General features: G+C 41.0%; 20 protein-coding genes and 1 pseudogene. 7 read left to right on the forward strand and 14 right to left on the reverse strand.

The window, feature by feature from the left end; genetic code table 11:
• Positions 1 to 91: 91 nt before the first annotated feature.
• Positions 92 to 373, reverse strand: a complete 282-nt coding sequence (locus I8U18_RS15455) for a thermonuclease family protein (protein WP_232336419.1) — start codon at positions 371 to 373, stop codon at positions 92 to 94.
• Between the two features lie 710 nt (positions 374 to 1,083).
• Positions 1,084 to 1,248: a hypothetical protein gene (locus tag I8U18_RS15460; RefSeq protein WP_198064975.1), complete on the reverse strand. Its 165-nt coding sequence runs from the start codon at positions 1,246 to 1,248 to the stop codon at positions 1,084 to 1,086.
• A gap of 582 nt (positions 1,249 to 1,830) precedes the next feature.
• On the opposite strand from I8U18_RS15460, the gene I8U18_RS15465 reads away from it, so the two are divergent.
• On the forward strand, positions 1,831 to 2,283 hold the full coding sequence (locus I8U18_RS15465) for a hypothetical protein (RefSeq protein ID WP_198064976.1): 453 nt from the start codon (positions 1,831 to 1,833) through the stop codon (positions 2,281 to 2,283).
• Positions 2,284 to 2,766: 483 nt separating this feature from the next.
• Here the strand turns inward: I8U18_RS15465 and I8U18_RS15470 are convergent, their stop codons facing one another.
• The 3 genes from I8U18_RS15470 to I8U18_RS17850 form a co-directional block, all read right to left on the reverse strand.
• Positions 2,767 to 3,123 (reverse strand): helix-turn-helix domain-containing protein, encoded by a 357-nt coding sequence (locus tag I8U18_RS15470; RefSeq protein WP_198064977.1) that lies wholly within the window; start codon positions 3,121 to 3,123, stop codon positions 2,767 to 2,769.
• Positions 3,101 to 3,637 carry a hypothetical protein gene (locus I8U18_RS15475; protein WP_198064978.1) on the reverse strand — a complete coding sequence of 179 codons (537 nt, stop codon included), beginning with the start codon at positions 3,635 to 3,637 and terminating at the stop codon, positions 3,101 to 3,103. Before I8U18_RS15475 ends, I8U18_RS15470 begins: the two co-directional genes overlap by 23 nt.
• Positions 3,638 to 3,698: 61 nt before the next feature.
• On the reverse strand, positions 3,699 to 3,878 hold the full coding sequence (locus I8U18_RS17850) for an AbrB/MazE/SpoVT family DNA-binding domain-containing protein (RefSeq protein ID WP_198064979.1): 180 nt from the start codon (positions 3,876 to 3,878) through the stop codon (positions 3,699 to 3,701).
• A 214-nt stretch (positions 3,879 to 4,092) separates the two neighbouring features.
• Here I8U18_RS17850 and I8U18_RS15485 point away from each other — a divergent pair, with 214 nt between their 5' ends.
• The 3 genes and pseudogenes from I8U18_RS15485 to I8U18_RS18300 form a co-directional block, all read left to right on the forward strand.
• Positions 4,093 to 4,995, forward strand: a complete 903-nt coding sequence (locus I8U18_RS15485; protein ID WP_198064980.1) for a tyrosine-type recombinase/integrase — start codon at positions 4,093 to 4,095, stop codon at positions 4,993 to 4,995.
• Between the two features lie 15 nt (positions 4,996 to 5,010).
• A complete protein-coding gene (locus I8U18_RS15490) occupies positions 5,011 to 5,388 on the forward strand; it encodes a hypothetical protein (RefSeq protein WP_198064981.1) in 378 nt (125 codons plus the stop codon).
• Positions 5,389 to 5,730: 342 nt separating this feature from the next.
• Positions 5,731 to 5,892 (forward strand): annotated as a pseudogene (locus tag I8U18_RS18300) (helix-turn-helix domain-containing protein); the annotation flags it as partial.
• 703 nt (positions 5,893 to 6,595) lie between these two features.
• Here the strand turns inward: I8U18_RS18300 and I8U18_RS15500 are convergent.
• Entirely contained in the window at positions 6,596 to 8,014 is a 1,419-nt protein-coding gene (locus I8U18_RS15500) for an RNA-guided endonuclease TnpB family protein (RefSeq protein WP_198064983.1), read from the reverse strand.
• Between the two features lie 252 nt (positions 8,015 to 8,266).
• On the opposite strand from I8U18_RS15500, the gene I8U18_RS15505 reads away from it, so the two are divergent.
• Positions 8,267 to 8,737 (forward strand): NUDIX domain-containing protein, encoded by a 471-nt coding sequence (locus I8U18_RS15505; RefSeq protein ID WP_198064984.1) that lies wholly within the window; start codon positions 8,267 to 8,269, stop codon positions 8,735 to 8,737.
• A gap of 203 nt (positions 8,738 to 8,940) precedes the next feature.
• Here the strand turns inward: I8U18_RS15505 and I8U18_RS15510 are convergent, their stop codons facing one another.
• Together I8U18_RS15510 and I8U18_RS15515 are read right to left on the reverse strand one after the other, a co-directional pair.
• Positions 8,941 to 9,882, reverse strand: coding sequence for a replicative DNA helicase (locus I8U18_RS15510; RefSeq protein ID WP_198064985.1), 942 nt, complete (start codon positions 9,880 to 9,882; stop codon positions 8,941 to 8,943).
• A gap of 100 nt (positions 9,883 to 9,982) precedes the next feature.
• Positions 9,983 to 10,723 carry a DUF7830 domain-containing protein gene (locus I8U18_RS15515; protein WP_198064986.1) on the reverse strand — a complete coding sequence of 247 codons (741 nt, stop codon included), beginning with the start codon at positions 10,721 to 10,723 and terminating at the stop codon, positions 9,983 to 9,985.
• 237 nt (positions 10,724 to 10,960) lie between these two features.
• On the opposite strand from I8U18_RS15515, the gene I8U18_RS15520 reads away from it, so the two are divergent.
• Positions 10,961 to 11,611, forward strand: coding sequence for a hypothetical protein (locus tag I8U18_RS15520; RefSeq protein ID WP_198064987.1), 651 nt, complete (start codon positions 10,961 to 10,963; stop codon positions 11,609 to 11,611).
• A gap of 390 nt (positions 11,612 to 12,001) precedes the next feature.
• Here I8U18_RS15520 and I8U18_RS15525 read toward each other — a convergent pair whose 3' ends face one another.
• The 6 genes from I8U18_RS15525 to I8U18_RS15550 form a co-directional block, all read right to left on the reverse strand.
• Positions 12,002 to 12,364, reverse strand: coding sequence for a lasso peptide biosynthesis B2 protein (locus tag I8U18_RS15525; protein ID WP_198064988.1), 363 nt, complete (start codon positions 12,362 to 12,364; stop codon positions 12,002 to 12,004).
• Entirely contained in the window at positions 12,361 to 12,621 is a 261-nt protein-coding gene (locus I8U18_RS15530; protein WP_198064989.1) for a PqqD family protein, read from the reverse strand. The genes I8U18_RS15525 and I8U18_RS15530 overlap by 4 nt, the downstream gene beginning before the upstream one ends.
• Complete coding sequence (locus tag I8U18_RS15535; RefSeq protein ID WP_198064990.1) at positions 12,618 to 14,204, reverse strand: asparagine synthase; 1,587 nt, start codon at positions 14,202 to 14,204, stop codon at positions 12,618 to 12,620. Before I8U18_RS15535 ends, I8U18_RS15530 begins: the two co-directional genes overlap by 4 nt.
• Positions 14,205 to 14,264: 60 nt before the next feature.
• A complete protein-coding gene (locus I8U18_RS15540) occupies positions 14,265 to 14,369 on the reverse strand; it encodes a lasso RiPP family leader peptide-containing protein (protein ID WP_198064991.1) in 105 nt (34 codons plus the stop codon).
• Positions 14,369 to 15,358 (reverse strand): protein-L-isoaspartate O-methyltransferase family protein, encoded by a 990-nt coding sequence (locus tag I8U18_RS15545; protein ID WP_198064992.1) that lies wholly within the window; start codon positions 15,356 to 15,358, stop codon positions 14,369 to 14,371. Before I8U18_RS15545 ends, I8U18_RS15540 begins: the two co-directional genes overlap by 1 nt.
• Positions 15,359 to 15,420: 62 nt before the next feature.
• On the reverse strand, positions 15,421 to 15,585 hold the full coding sequence (locus I8U18_RS15550) for a hypothetical protein (RefSeq protein WP_198064993.1): 165 nt from the start codon (positions 15,583 to 15,585) through the stop codon (positions 15,421 to 15,423).
• A gap of 281 nt (positions 15,586 to 15,866) precedes the next feature.
• Between I8U18_RS15550 and I8U18_RS15555 the strand changes: the two genes are divergently transcribed.
• Positions 15,867 to 17,267, forward strand: a complete 1,401-nt coding sequence (locus I8U18_RS15555; RefSeq protein WP_198064994.1) for a helix-turn-helix domain-containing protein — start codon at positions 15,867 to 15,869, stop codon at positions 17,265 to 17,267.
• The last annotated feature ends 3 nt before the right edge of the window (positions 17,268 to 17,270 follow it).

Here is a 17,270-nt window from a genome sequence, read left to right on the forward strand (position 1 = left end):
CCCTTAACGTGAAACAGGCAAGGGAGCTGGTGTTATTTTGATTTGGAACAAATTTCTATTTATAACTGTATATTTTACACGTATCTCGGACTTACCCCTGTTGGGCATGAGTCAGCATCTGGTTTGTGAATTGGGCAGCTTCTTCTCCCAAGGGTTGTTTACCAAGTTTGGGATGATGGGTTTCGGGGGTGTCTATTAGTAAAAAGCGCACTGTTTCAGTTTTTCCGTTCAATTTGACTTTGGCAGTGTCTCCATCAACGTCTTTGACCAACTGAACATTCGTAAAATTAGCGGTTGGCTTTGTCGGAGCTGCTTGCGAATTGCAACCAATTAACAGTAAAGAAACGACAAAGGCTGAAAGAATTCGTTTCAAGGCGGTTCCTCTCTTTCTGTATTTTCTTTCTAATATACCTTACAATGTTTATCTCTACCAAAAAACCGGCGCCCTTTCTTCATTCATCTCTGTTTATTTAACAATATATAATAAACTAAAATATTTATTAATGTCAGATACCTATGGGACCTTTGAGCGATTATCAAGGGATAAAATCGTCGTATATTAGGCAATTTTTTTATTCTCGCCGTCCACGTCTCGCCTTCGTCTCTACTTGACCAGTTCTCTTTCCCCAGATTTTTCTTTTCTCTACTCCTTCATCCCCCTTCATCTTCACCTCTATATTAGCGAAGACCAACTGGGGGTAAGTCCGAGGTAAACACAAAAGCGGCATGATAGATGGGTATTTTTGTGAATTAGTGGATTACGACGAGTTTTTGCGGGTTTATGCTTGAAAATCAAGCGGTTTTTGCTTTATATGGGGTGGAGGGAGCGAAGACCGATTTTGGGGCCATCTCTCCAGTAAATGGAAAAATGACTTGAGAACCACAAGGGAACTCAAGTCATTTTGTGTTTATACAGGAAACTCGGTGATGACACGTTCATATTGATCCTGAGCATCGGTAATGGCTAACTTAGAATACACCTCAAGCGACTTACGGCTCCCAGGCCAGCCAGGAAACGGTAAAGATAGGCGTCATGTATGCAAGCAGGCACGCATGCATTCTGTGATTTTAAAAAAGACTGCTTTACTTTTTCACCCCGTCGTTTTTGTCTACCAAGAGAGTATTTTTATAATGATCGATCGCTTCATCAAAAAAGCGGTTTCTGCTTATTTTATTAATATCACAGTAATTTTTTATCCATTCCAACTTATTAACATCTACATCAATAGTAATCCTTGCTTTGGCCATCTTGCAAAATCCTCCTTATTTCCTCTCATCGTTTTCCCCTTCCCCAAAAACAACATTTTTAACCAAAACTATTCAAGTGCATGTTACCATGCTTGCTTGCATGTCGTCAAGTAATTAATATCGGAAAAGTAACAACGGATTGATAAACTTTCAAACTTGTTTCGACGTCGTATTGCCTGGGCGCAACAATCCAGACGCCGAAGTCATCGCCGAATTCTTTGTGTTTTCCTTGTTCTTTCGTTTTCTCGTATAGCTTCATCTTATACTGCATTTTTTGATCGGTAATATATGTTCTTTGCACTTCGACGAACCATACTTCCCCTTGATGACGGATAACCAAATCCGGCTTTGCCAAATCGCGCCCGAAAGAATATTCAACCGCCAACGGTTCCGGGGCCGGCTCGCCGCGTTTTTCAGCTTCTTCTTTGATCCATATGTAGAAATCAACTACCGCGACTTGGCGCGGGATTAATCAAAGGGGACGGCAAATAGCCGTCCTTTTATATATAAAAATGTGTTGACAGCATGCATGCAATCATATTATAATGAATAATGTAGATAATCAGGAAAGGGGAAACATCGATGCTCATTTTTGAACATCCTTTTGAAGACGTGAAAAAAGGAAATTTCTTTTGTGCCGTAAGTACGAGACAGGAAGATGGATATGATATTTATTTTGTCCCCGACGGAGAAATAGAAATGCGATACATTTCCACTGTCCCGGATTGGAGCGAAGCAAAAAAGCATTGTAAACTATACAAAAAAATTCACGATTCCGGCGTTGAGGAATACCAGAAAGAAAAAGCGATCAACGAAATATTAAAAGAGATCGCCGAAACAGTCCACAAGGAGGAAGAATACCGTCGGATCATTTACAACGACGATTTATCAGATGATGTACGGGGGGCAAAGGCTGAAAAATATATCCAGCCCCAGTTAGAAAAGAAAATCGGACGGATCGAAGAGATCAAAGGCTCAATAGATGAAAAAGAGAGAAAAGAATATATTCAGATGATCATGGAGTGGTTCTGTTGAAAAAACAAATGGCCGTTATCGTTCCCGTAGGAGAATGCCCGCATTGCGGCGAAGACAAAAAACTTGAATATTCCTATCAAGGGATAGACATCTGCCGTCGAACATGTTTGTTGTGCAGACTCACTTCCTTCTGAATATAGTGGCGAAGGTCACCAACTCCCAAATAGTTCCCGATATAAAAGAAATGAACCGATTTCTGTTTTAGATCGGTTCATTTTCCATTTACTGGGGAGATGGCACCAAAATTGGTCTTTGCTCCCTCTGTGCGACGTGAAAGTCGCTTAAATAACCGCCTAACCCTTAGCGTACAGGTTGCCGGTTAATTTGTATCGAAGAGGAAAAGTACCGCTGATCGTGTTCAACCACACACAAAGGATCAGTGAAAACAAAAACGAAAGAAGGAAGCGCGTAGCCTCCTTCTTTTTTCATACAGTATCAAAACTGCGGGACGGATGTTATTCAAGTATACCGAACGGTGCCGGATTAAACATGCTCATTTGCAGCATAGGGAAGAGAAGAAATAGTGGCACCTATTTCTTTGGGTGTATCAAAGATAATTTCAATATCCTTCATACCTAAAACACGTAAAATACGATCATAAGTTTCAGAAGTGATACCGGTTGATCCACCTTCAATCCGAGAAATAACAGATTGGTGCATTGGCTGTCCTGTTTCTTCCTGAACACGTTGGGCAAGCTCTTTTTGAGTCAAACCGAGTTCGATACGCCGTGCAAAAATAGCTCTCCCCATCATACGCGAAAAACTATATACAGCCTCTTTAACACCTGGTACACTTTCCAGAAGCTCCATGAGCTCCTCATGATTTTTTGGGTCGCTCATACGAATCCCCCATTCGAATATATTTGATCGGGTTTCGCCGGAAGTCTTTATATATTTCCACTGCCTCTTTAACCATCTCATCAAATTCTGGAGACGATGTTTGCCTTTTGATCATGGCGTTGGTTACAAAGACATATTCCGTCCCTTGATAATAGTGGGTAAATAACACCATCCTAAAGGCATAGCCTTCGGGATATGAACCTACATTTACCCGGAATTCCACAAGTGGAAAATTGTAATCCAGCCGTTTTAACAATTCAAACTTAACAGAGATACCCGTTGGCGTTTCTACATAAAATGGTTGTTCATTGATAAGATTCCATGGTGGAACTCCTGTTTTTTCAATAGCTTTGATCCCGCTTCTGATTTCAATCGCCATTTGGGTGAAATAGGGTAAGCCTTGTCTTGCTTTTGCTGCGATATTTGCAATGAAATCTAATGCTGGCCGAGATCCATTTTCCCGACGAACATAAACAAACTTTACTTTACCCATATTATATAACAAAATAATCATAAGTTTCCAGAAATCTTATGATTATTTTATCATATTTCCCTCCTTTGTGGGAAAATATACTTCACTCTTTGGTTGTTTTTTGCAATGAATCTTTGTCCGGTACAACAAGAGCCTTTTTAATGATGATGTTTCCTTCCTCTTGCATAAACGCGATAATATCCCCTTCGCTTATATCAAGTAACTTTCGTACCTCTTTTGGTATCGTTGCTTGTCCCTGTTTAGACACCCGAGCCGTCCACACAAACTCTCGCCCCCTTTAAATTATTAAATTAATAATTATTTAACTGTTTAGACATGTGTTTCGTAAATCCTTCCGTCATCGATTATTTTTCAGAGAATAAATATTCTACGTTGTATTTTTTATAAATATGTCGTAGAATATATTTAAAAGCCAGCGATTAATCACCCTGAAATATGTCGTAGAATACATAGCAACCTTCCGAAGGAGTGAAAACATGTTCCAAGCCGAATTTCAAAAGTGGCTGAAAGAGGAGGGGAGATCACCCAAGACCATTCAAGCTTATGTGCAAGTGGTAAATGATTTATCGAAATGGTATGAAAAACAAAATGGTGAAAAATTTGATCCGCAGGAAACATCAGCTTATGATTTACAACGGTTTATTCAAAAGATGATGGAAACACAAGAGCAGGCGACCATCAACAAGAAGGTCGCCAGTCTCAAGACGTATTGGAAGTTCTTGATTGAAACGGATCGGGTGAAAACCGATCCCACCCGAAAGCTAAAAATGAAGTCATTGGCCAGCTCCCAAATGGCTCCCAAATGGCTGACACCACGGGAGCGGTCCAAGTTTCTTGATTTTTTAGAAAGTCCAACCATCGAAAAAAACGAGTGGAAGAGACTCCGGAATATTGCCATGGGGCAATTGATGCTCCAAGCAGGCCTTCGGGTGTCTGAGGTGGCCAGCCTCGATTTGGACAATTTGATAGCCCTGGACAAACCGAGAGAACGGAAAGTTCTCATCCGCTACAGCAAACATGGGCGATCCAGGGAGATTCCACTGAATCTTGACGTTACCAAAGCTCTACAAGCTTGGCTCAAGGTTCGGGGAGAATCCAAAGAGAGTGATCCGGCTGTATTTCTTTCTGAGCGAAAAACGCGGATCTCCGAAAGAGCCATCCAAACTGCGATATCTAAAGTATTCAAAGCCGCCAATCTTCCCTACACCTGCCATTCTCTCCGCCATACAGCGGCGAAGCTATGGGTGAATCACAAAGGGATCGAAGTGGCGCAAAGATTGCTTGGGCACGAAAACATACAGACTACCCAAAGATACGTGACTCCAAGCGAGCATGATTTACGCCAGGCGGTAGATTCCACAAGTTCTGAGCGTGATTAGAAGGAGGAAAACATGATGGCAAAAATCACATTGGATCACTTGATACAACTGTCTGATCTTCAAAAGGAGATGGCAGAAAAGGGAGAGGATTTGTACCCTCAAGATATTAAAAGGGTACTAGGAACAGAAGACTATATGGAATGTCGTGGGAACTACCCTCTTATGTCAGATTTACTTTGCATTTGGGCCGATCCCAAAACAAAAATCATTGTTTATTGCCTGTCCAAAGGTAATACATACGTTGATCTAGAGGAGTATGAAGTCAGTTTTAAACAGTATAATTACGCAGAGTTCAACGAAAAGTTGTTTGAGTTGAAATATGCAATGATGAATTCACAATATGCATATGAGAAAACAACAATCAAAGGTCATTTTGAATCGCTACTGGCCTAGACTCGTAAAAATGACATAGGCAATCATGTACGTAACCAAACGAAAATGGAAGAGCAATTCCTGGCTGGGAACCACCTTCTTGAAGTCGATTTCAAACGATTAGCATGTCGGTAGTATTTTTCAAGATAGAAGATAGGAGGAAAAGAATATGGACAAAGCGTTTCTTCTTGAAGAGATGAAAAACCGAATTCGGATCTTGTCGAAGGTTGATAAACCCACTGCCGCAGCCATTTGTCAGTAACTCGCTGCTTGGATCAGAAGGATTGAAGAGGGAGATTTTGATGGGGAAGAATAAAAGACAAGTGTAGATGAAGAGCTGGCAAATACAAAGGTCGCGTCCGCAAGTACACTGAAAAGCACAAGGGGATGCAATACGCTATCAAACTGGCCAAAGAAAGGGACCAAAACGGGATGAGCATTAGGGAAATTTGCGAAATCACCCAAGTCAGCCGATCTGCTCTTTATCGCGAACTCCAGAAGGAAAGGGAGCTTAATATCCAATGACCGTCGGCATCTATCGTTTGTTCAACAAGGTGACAGGGCGGAGTTATGACGGAAGCAGAGGGAATCGGTGGGGTTGAACTCGAAAGGGTAGCTCTTTTACATTCGATATAGTCCGTTTCAAACTTTCGGGTAGCTGGCATCCAAGGGATGACGCCACATTTACATTTCACTTAGTCAGTTTCAAACCAGGGTGTTTTTCAACCGTACTAACCACTGATTGCCTTTTTGATCAATATAGATTTACATTTCACTTAGTTGGTTTTCAACGGCATCCCCTGGCTTTGTGGGGAGTGGAACAAGATAATTTACATTTCACTTAGTTGGTTTTCAACCCTTTTCCGCCGCCGCTTGCGCCACTGATAAGCCCGATTTACATTTCACTTAGTTGGTTTTCAACCCCTTGTTTTAGATCGTTAAAATCCTTGAAAATCAAGCAAAGCATCTGCGCACAAATAAGAAAAATGCCGTAAACCTCTGGTTATGTTTTTACTCTTTATGATTCAATCGCTGAAATACTTGATATCTTCTTTATGATGAGAGATGATCCAAAGATGAACTTTACTGCAAAAGTGAAACCGACTATGTGAAACGCCTGGACGGTCACACAACATCCAGGGTTAACCCTTGCCGAGTAGGTCAAAGCCCTCGGCCTCAGGACGCTAAATCGCCCCAGCGTCACTCGATGAGTGATATTACTGCCCTCTTAGGACACGCTATCCTTTTGATAATATTCACTTTGCTCTTTGGTGGTAATAAACTTGGTGCTCTTCGCAACGTTACGAGCGGCGTTGTAATCTGCGTTTGCTTCAAAGCCACATTGTTTACATGTGAAGTGAGCTTGATCAGTTCTTTGGCCCTCTTCAAAATGACCGCATTCCGAACAGGTTTTGCTGGTACGATACGGATCTACATACTTGACCTTGATCCCTTCTCTGGCCGCTTTGTACTCGATGAATTGCTGAAGTTGATAATAGGACCAGTTGCGTAATACCGATTTGTTAGTGGATTCTGCCATACTGAGCAATTCAAGATTGATTTGCTCAGCCCTGTATTTCCTCGCAAATTTGACGATCTCTCGACTCAGAAAGTGATTATATGTTGTTACGTAGTTCTTCTCTTTTTCTCTGAACCGATCCAGGGCCTTGAGTTTCTTGTATCTTCCCTTACCACCTTTAGAGGACTTGAGAGCTCTCTGTAAACTCCGATACTGCCTTTGTAAACTGGTACGAACCTTGAGGAAATCTTTGATGTCTCCGATTGCTAGACGAGGATATTTGTCATCATTCAAAGAACAGTACGCAGGAATTTTCAGACCCAGATCGACTCCTACAACACGTCCTTCGATTTTGGATTCGCGCACAGCATCAGGAATGTCTAAAGTGAGAATCAGGATGAGCTTATTGTTTTTATTGAATTGGAGCGCTGAATCACAAATCTTGTAATTTCCATCAAGCACACGTTCAAGAGTTTTATATAACTCCGTTTTGTTTTGTCCTTTGATACCAAGTACACATTGAAAAACGATTCCTTTGATCCACTTAAAATAAAAGGTATCTTCTTCTTTACAAAGGTTTAAGGACCGACCACGGATATATAAAGGGTTGTCCTTCTTATATGTACGTAAGACCCGTTCTCCCGTAAGCAATCCTGCCTTGATATCGTTCTTAAAATCCTGAGTGACTTTTTGGCTCAATCGGTCTTTTGTATCGCTCATTAAGTTAAATTGCTCGGAAATCGCATCACGGACACTTGTTTGTTCAGATGTACCAATAATCTGTTGATACTGTTGAAACAAATCGTTATTTTTTTGTTTGCGCATTTTCTCCAATTTCTTTTTCTGTTTCTCCAGCTTTTCTTTCAGCTGCTCCCGTTTCTCATCCGTCTTCGCTTTCTTGATGTCGTCATAAATTTTATCGATCTGCGAGACCAGCTTGCTCTCTTTCTCCTGATATGCCAAATCCGCTAACCTTAATTTTTGTCGAGCAATGTAGTTGAAATATAAATGATTCATTCCTACATTAAGTGCTTTGTTCTGTTCACGCATCTCGTTGCGAATAAAGCGATAGTCTTCATCTCGATTATTAGAAACGATGGTGACTTGGATTTTTCTTGCTGTGATCATGCTGTTCTCCTAAGTTGTTGAATTCCAGTATGTAACAGAGGTTTACTGCGAATTGCAGTATATCATGAGTTGAAAACAAATTGATTAGTAAATTAATTCCAGTCGATAGTGTTATAAATCAATCTGACAATGAAAGGAGTAGTTACGAAATTAGGTAGTTTTGGCATTGGAAGAGGAACAGGGAGTGGCGGCGAGGATTTTAGATGTGATTAACCGAAAAAGATCCGTATTGTCCAAAGTGAGGGGATGTGTATGAGTAAACTAGAACAGTACCAAAAGATTGTAGTTAGTGGTTTCCTCTATCATCAAGGAAAAGTATTGGTGATTCAAAGGTCATTAGCTGAAACGTTTTTACCTGGATTTTTCGAACTGCCTGGAGGAAAGGTTGACTTTGGAGAAGACCCAAGTGATACATTGAAACGGGAATTTCGCGAAGAAGTGAGTTTAGATGTCTCTGTGACCGGACCTTACCGTACATTTTCTTATGTATCCGATGAAGGAAGAAGACATACAGTCGAAATTGTTTATTTTGTTCGGTTGGACTCAAATGAAATCACTGTTCGTTTAAGTCCGGCTCATACTTCTTATCAATGGGTAAACTTAGAAGAGCTTGATCAACTTCAAGCATCAGATGAAGTAAAACAAAACATAAGGATTGGCTTTGAAAATTACCGATGTGACGACCGTTCGGATATTGATCCGGAACCGAGCAGGCCTGAGTGAATCAATATTCGTCTTTGGGTCTCTGGCCAACATCCGCAGCCATCACCTTCGTTCAGTTTTTTGGCAAGAATCAGTTGTTCGACCCATATATAGACATCATAGAATATTACACATCCCTCCTTAACATAAAGAGAGCTGCCCTTTGTTGCGGCAGCTCTCTTTGTTTCTGAGGAAATTGAAAGTAGATTGCGAAACAATTGATATTACTGTTTTTTCCTCTGTTCTTTTATTTCTAATGAGAGAAATTTATAGAAGGGTCTCAGAAATAACAGTTCAATAGTACCTGTACCACCCTGGCGTTGTTTACTGACGATCAGTTCGGCAATATTTCGTTTTACCGTTTCTTTGTTATAGTAATCGTCACAATATAAAAAGAGCACCACATCCGCATCTTGTTCAATTGCACCCGAATCACGAAGATCCGATAATACCGGACGTTTATCTTCACGTTGCTCACAGGCACGAGAAAGCTGGGATAGAACGATTACAGGGACATCAAGTTCACGTGCTAATATCTTTAACGATCGTGAAATGCTATCTATTTCTTCATTTCTGTTATTGTATATATACTTTTTCGGTCGGATCAACTGTAAGTAGTCGATGATAACTAAGTCTAAACCATGGTCTTTTATGATTTTGTAGCATTTCTCTTTTATCTCTGACACTGTTATATTGGGCTTATCGTCAATAAATAACTTTCTCCCGGATAAAGCTTCTAATGCAGAAGAATATTTCTCTAGGTCTTCCGTTCCAAGAATGCCTTGATGGTATGCTTGAGCGTTAATGTTTCCAACACTACAAATGAGACGATCTATGAGTTGGTCTTTGCTTGTTTCAAGATTGAAATATGCTACGGTTTTGTTTTTATGACTTGCTACATTTGAAGCGATGTTGAGAGCGAGCGTCGATTTCCCCATACTAGGACGTGATGCCAATACAATAAGGTTGCTTTTTTGAGAACCAGTCAGCATATGATCTAAATCAACGAATCCGGACTCCAATCCTTGGATTTTCCGCTGATTTTTTGACCTTTCTTCGAACCTTTCAAATGTACTTATTAGCAAGTTGTCAAGAGGTTGAATCGTATTACTATCATTACTCTGTTCTTGTTTAGAGGCTTTGATTTCTGATATTTCCTTCGGCAAAATACTCTCTCCTTCCCAAATTAACGGCCGTCTGGAAAGTGGGCACCGCGTTGCACGCCGCCGGCTCCCACAGTCAGCCGCGGCACGCTATGGCCACTTTCTAAAAATACTCATCACCATCGAATAAAATCGTCGGCCTTGCGTTTTCATGATGCCCTTTGCAAATAACCACATTCGGTTTATCTGGATCTATTTGTGGCTGCTGAAACTCCACGAAATATTTACATCCATCTTCGCACTGATCCGCAGAGACACTCAAATTTGTTAGTGGACAGTTCCTAACCATACCGCCAACTATTGGCTTTAACATGGCCTGATTAGTGACCCATTCTAGGTCATCTCCGCTTGAACCAATGGTTATAAGTGCTTTATGCTCCTCTATAACTTCGGGAAGGGAATGTTTCTCCATTTCTGGTTCCATCTCTTCGATCGGTGTAGGTAAATCAATCTCCAGCTCCTCCATCGGTGGTTCCAACTTCTCTATAGGGACAGGGTCGATCACTCTTTGTTTGGGAATTTCAAAGTCCCACAAAGTGGCCGCTTTTTCTTTGTCCCCTTCTTTCAGCGCCCGAAGATACGCCATCCATTCGGGAAAATGCTGATGTATCCCGTCATTAGGCTCCTTGTATGGCCCTGTTGGGAAATTAGTGCTGCCATACTTAATTAGTATGCAATCCTCATCTGGCCGAAAGTGCTTAAAAAATTTCCCCAACTTTGGACCTTCGTTGAGAATCAAAGGCTGGCCGCACGCAACGCAAACATACTTGTCTTTTTTGGTTGCATCATCAACATGTACTTCTTTTCCGGTTTCTCTGTTAATACCAAATGGAATGGTAGGCAATTTTATCCCCTCCCTCTAAAAATCGATTTTCACTTCCTCTTCTTTGTTTTCCTGCTGTCAACGAACAATTTAAAATGCAGAAACAATTAGAAGAAAAGCACGGCCGCGATCCATCTGAACCCACTATAAAAGCCCACTCCTGATAAAACAGAGTGGGCTTCTTTACCTGGCTCCCGGACAGGAATCCCAGTAAAAAAATAGAACTTTCTATCATATCTCACCCAATGGAGGGGAAAAATGAAGGAACTGTCAATAGATCGAAAAGAGATACAAGAAAAAATGGATTGGATCATTAACAAGTTTGTGATGGATCCCCAGATCAAAAAATGGGCAGAAGACGTAGATATTCAACTAAGGATCACTGGGGTTGAAGATGAATTATCCGTTTCCTCACTCATTTATTTAATCGATCGATTAAGTCGTGCCTTGTGGGGAATGTGCCATTATGAAGAAAATTGGGAGGACTACGCCAATTGTAAAACGGACAGCCCCTACCACATTGCAAAAAGAATGAAAGATGCTATCGAAGAACGACATGAACATTTAAAGGAACGTGAGCATTTCAAGAATTGGTGGTCACTCACTTCATTCGATGAAGAAAAAGTCCGGTGGCTGATGGATCGGAATGAGGGAGAATGCAATATTCGGGATGCGTTGGACATCTATTACGAATTTCGAGAAAATCCGTACGCCGCAATTAGGTTTCTTAATACCTGTACAGAAGCGGAGCTATCCAAAATTAAGAAGGCGATTGAAATGCTCATTAATTGGTATGGTGATCCGGATGGCGAAAATGAATTCATCGCCTCCCTAGAGTCAATTGGTCGCTTAAAGTCCGATGAGATCTTTGAAATGGTAAAAAAATTCAAGAATCAAAACCAACCTTGAAAAGTACTCCGGGTACTCGGCAGAGGGAAGGGTTCAGCTTCGATACGATCGGGCCGATACAGATGGCCAGCGATGTTTAACAGATGCAACATCGGATTTCAAATAAAAAAGGACCTTGCGAAATAGGCGGGTCCTCTTTTTTATGTCTCTTTAGTATTTACATTTCGCTTAGTAAAGCGGGTCAGGTTATTGCTCTATGTTTTACATCTCACTTAGTGAGTCAATTTCAAACCTGTATGTGGTTGTTATCGTTATCCAACGGTCGACCCTCCCTCCGCTTGCCAGGTAGAGGAGCCTAACCCAGCCCCTTTTCGGCATCTTGATGACCAATAAGCGCCCAAATCTCTTTGGGATCCATGTTTTCATCTATTTACCTTCAATTTCATCAGACTAGACTACCACCATTTTTTTATACTTTTGTAAATTCTCCATCTCCTTCACCGGTTTCCCTTTCACTTCAATCCAAGCATGTGATGCAAACGGAGACAGCTTCACTCCAACGATCCAATCTACTTTCTTGCCGCATGATGTCGCCAACAACGAAAGGGCTAACGAGCGTTCCAAACATGCAATGCGTATGAAGAAAAACCTGTTGAGCTTATCCATCTGTTCAGCTGCTTTTTCTGCCTCATCGATGGTCCATGATTCAGCACAATTCATTTTTCTTTGCTGAAGGATTCTCCGAATGTCTTCGATCTTCTTTGTACGAATCAACCAAAGGGCTTTAGCCAAACAAAACACGGAGCGTATCACTCTTGAATCACCCATCCTTGTTGCTGCAAGCGCTTCAAAAATTCACTCATATCCTGTCTAATTTGTTGGTCCGAAACTTGAAACTGCTCACTTAATATTTGGACTGCTCGATTAAAATCACCTGTCTCTTTGATCTGTTTCAAGAATTGACCACCGGCAGGGTTAAACCCATAAAATCGATTCTCCCGACCATCCAATACAATCCATTGTCCATCAATCTCTGTTATCTCTAAAAAGTCATGCACTTTCCATTTCATTTTGTCCCCTCCTTATTCCTAATCCAAAGCTCCAACGCGATTGTCTGATTGAATTCCCAAAGGGGGATAGATAATCCCATCACAAATCGTTTCAACGTTTCCTGGAACATTGAAGGTTCCACTAATCCCATCTCGGCAAGCCTCATCTTCTGAAACGTTCTCTGGAACCATTCAAAATGCTGTCGAATCCCATGATATACGTCAGGGGTATAATCGCCTTTTGTGTTTCGATTAAGAAGCTCGGCAGGAAGCGTTGAGGCAAATGCTCTTTTTAAAATAGGTTTATACTCATCTGGATTCGTTTTTTTTTCTGGAGGAACGCGAAGACAAATTCGTAAAATGGGATGATCAAAAAATGGAACGCTGATATTCACCCCTTCTTGTCCAGCCAAATCCCTCATTCCATAAGATACATTTCCCACCATCCAAATGTTCTTCAGTGTTGGAAGACATCGGGTTTCTTCAAAAAGCCCATGGGATTCTGGTTCAAACCGATACCATTCAGCCCGAATCGGATGATTTGACAGTTTCCTACGCTGCTGAACTGACTTGATGATCCATTTCCATGGTGAGTCTTTCTTCTTTCTGGCCCATCTCGTTGCATGAGAAATACCGGTTTTCCATTTCCCACGGACAAAGAGATCAGATAAATAGGAGATATCTGCTTCCAGAACAGCATCTCCGCCCTCACCAGAGAAATGGATTTCAGAATCTTGCTCCTTTGCCCATTTCCAAATCGCTTGACCATTGGCAGCGGACCATAAAAAAGAAATCGGGAGATCAGATTTAATGCTTTCCATATCTGCATAGATCGGAGCAACTTCATAGGAAAGAAAATGTTGATGAATAGCTGATGAAGCATTCGCCACTTGTTTTGCGATCCGAACATCCTCTATTTCTTCTTTGCCCAGCATTGTTATGGCCTTAACTTGACTTACTTGGGCGGCCAACCATGTCAATGTAGATGAGTCCAGTCCTCCACTCAGTTCAGAAGTCACTTGTTTCCCTTTACATCGGAGATGAATGGCATCCACGAGTTCTTCACGAAGCATCTCTTGGGCTTCCTCAATATCAAGCGGTGGCTCCTCTTCCGGTTTCCAAGCCCGAAAGAGTAAACACTTTTTTTCTGTTACCCTTAAGCCATAGGTCGGAGGAATTGTATAAATTCCTTTGTAGGGAGTTTCTCCGGTCAAATGAGACTCCCCGGTCAATAATGATTGTTTAAACCAGCTGATGTTTAATGGACTATTCGTGTATTGATGAATGGCTGACAAATGAGAAGAAAAATAAAGTCGAGATCCTACATTCGCATAGTACATCGGCCGAACGTTTCCTAAATCAGGGAACAACCAAAGTTGATCAGGTAATGAAACAATGGTCCGATAGTTCCCCCTAAGAAAAAGGAGATCAGCCGGATCTTGATTCTGCAAAAACTGCTTAATTGCCGATCGAATTTCTCCAAGTGGGGATAACACTTCACCAATCAACCAAACCTTCGCCTGATCAATTGAAAGCTGTGTAATGATAGAAATAGAGGATTCAAGAAAAAAAGGTTGTCTGGTTTCAAAGATCCCTAAGAACATAAGCATCCTCCTTAAAAAATGGGGAGCTGTAGCTCCCCAATTGTTGGTTTCCATTGTTTATTAGCTATAGTAGTTTTTTAGATCTGCGGTATCTTCGAATTTGCTTCCAAGCGTGATTTCTTCAAATGAACCGATGAACACGAATTCGGGTGCCTGATAAGTCATCAGAATTCCTCCTTGTTTTTAAGATCAACGTAAACTTGGTTTCCAACAACACGAGCCTTGATATGGTTGTAGGAAGGCCGTTTTTGCCTTTTCCACGACTCACACCAACCGATTAAGACACTTGTGTGCCTTTCGTCTGTTGTGATCCATTGGTGATCTCTTAAAGAAATCAATGCAAACCCTTCTGGACTGCTATATCCGATATAGCTCCCATCCAAACGACCCGCTGTTGTGAGACCGTCAGGAGCAACTGCCAATAAGTACGGTCGTAAGTCATCGCCAACCTCCGGAAATGGAGGAGTTATTGGATTCACATTGAGAAAGCGATTGACCCAGTTTGAATCAAAGGATTTTTTCATCCATGATGAACTGACCCACCACGGATTCTCTCCTTCTCCTACCCATTCTGCATGAATCCACGGACCGAAAAACTTCTCCGGCGTTTGATCTGTCATTGCAATGTAGGAGCCTTTGGTAACATCACCTCCTTTGAGTTCACCGTTCATTTTTATCAGCCGAACCACGGCATTGCTGTCAGCAAGTGGGAGTACTCGAAAAGGAGAAACAATCCAACCCCCTTCCTTCAACTGTTGTTTCCATGCATTCGGTATTTGATCAGGGGTTGTCCAAGCCACAATCCGATCATATGGGGCAGCAGCTTCCCAACCTTTTCGTCCATCCTGTGTCTCAAATTGCACATGATGAAAATTTCGCTCTTCAAACATCTGACGCGCACGAGCGGTTAGTTTCGGTTCAATGTCGACAGAGACAATCTTGCCACTCGGGCCTACAAGAGAAGCTAACAATGCTGTACTGTAACCTGACCCTGTGCCAATCTCCAACACTCGTTGCCCCTGTTGTACATCTAACAATTCAAGGGTGTTACGGATCGCATCATCAGCTGAAATCTGGGGAATGAGACTCCCGTCTTCTTTGTGCACAAACTCTTCACGGTTTACGCAATTAAATGCTTCTGCAATTGTAGTCATCCTGTTCCTCCTCTACATTATTCTGAATTGATCTTTTCCTTATGCTGCAAGTTGAATCCCTCTTACCCTGCAAAAATATCGTAGGAAAATCCGGTCACGATTTGTGTACCCTCTAATCCCTTTACAAAGATCAAATGTTTGAGCGGGATCAAAATATTTTTTTCTTTATCAGCCAACTGAATCAAGATCAGTTTACAATCAGGGACTTTCGGCTTTTGATCATTCATTTCTTCGCTCTCCTTTTCTTAATATCAATGAATATACCAATACAAATCCATGTTTATTTGTCTTTTTCTCGGTTTTAGTCTATAATCAGAATCATAATAATGCAAATTAATTTAATAATCATAATATTCCGCCTCTAATATGAATTTGGCTGTATTTAATTCCACTTATTATGAATATCAACTCTAAAATCGCTTTCTAAAAAAGAAATATGCTGAAAATACGCTATCTTTGGTTCGGTTTCGGCGGAAAATGTTCAAAAAATTTTTTTGAGGTGAATCAGATGACTGCCTATCTTGATCGGGAGAAACTGGGTGAATGGATTCGAAGAGAACGGAAGAAGAAGGATTTGCGTCAAGGTGATCTAGCTGATTCTTTTTTATCTCAAAGCGCTATTAGCCACATTGAGAGTGGAAAAGTACATGTGAGTAAAGAAAAGATAGAATATCTTCTCGAAAAACTAGGTTTAGACAAAAGTGAATTGGATCATTTTCTGATCCCTGATGAAAGACTAGAGGAAGAATCCTTATATGAAGAATTAAAGTTAAAATTAGTTGCCGCAGAAACCATTGTTGATTTAGTTGATCCAGAGGAAGGATTAAATTGTCTTCGGTCCATTACCTTACCTCAAAATCATCTTTTTCAAGCTAACATGGAATACGTTAAAGGAAAAGCATTTCGTATTAAAAAGAAATGGGACAAAGCCTATGATCATTTCTTTCAATCGATTCACCTTGTTCATGCAACACCAGGACTAAAAGAAAGTAATATTGAAAGCGCATGTTTTCATGAGTTGAGCTTTATTGAATACTCCCAAAACCATTTTCATCGAGCAGTTGAATTTGCTGAGGAGGCCCTTAGTACCTTCCAAATGAATGGTGAACGCCAATATTACTATGATTTAATCCGAATTAGCCAAGTGATCTATTTGGAAAAAGTAAATCGGATTGGAGAAGCACAAAAGATATTGGATGAGATGGCGAGGGGAAAAAATCATTTTCCTTCCCTCTTTTTAAGTACAGGAAAAGAAGCGTCATTAAACGCATATGAAATGCAAACACGTTTTTTACAAAGGGGTAAACAATATCCGCAAGCAATTGATTTAGCGCTTCAAGGTCTGGAGCTTGCTCGTATTGATAAGATGTATGATCGTAGCTTTGAATTATTGACAACCTTGGGTTCCATCTACATTGAGATGAACAAATTACATCTAGCAGAGTGCTGTTTTAAGACAGCGTTGTCGTTGAAACACAAAATTAAACGTGGATATCTTCTTGCTTACGTTTACAATGAATTAGGGAAGTTGTACGATAAACAAGAGGAAAGAGATCGGGCCGAAAAAGAATTTCAACAGGCCCTAAAATATAGTCGAAAAAACAATGATTTATATCGAGAAGTAGATGCATTGCTTGGGTTAGGAGAAGTGTTTTTCCACCAAGGAAAATATGACCAAGCAGTTGGCGTCTTAAATGATGCCTTAACGTTAGCTAAACTTCATAGCCTGAACGAAAAGGTGAATCGAATTCTTCTCCTAATGGGTCAATGTTTAGTAAAAATGGGAGACCCCAAGTTTCAAGATATAGCAATGGACTTCTTTTATGTCAACATGAAGTCCATAGAAGGGGGTGAAACCATGCGTGGTCCATTCAAACGTCATGCAGCCGGCGATCCGCCAACTGGATAAAAA

The sequence above is a fragment of the Thermoactinomyces sp. CICC 10522 genome, assembly GCF_016055075.1.
GTDB classification, from domain to species: Bacteria; Bacillota; Bacilli; order Thermoactinomycetales; family Thermoactinomycetaceae; genus Thermoactinomyces_A; species Thermoactinomyces_A daqus.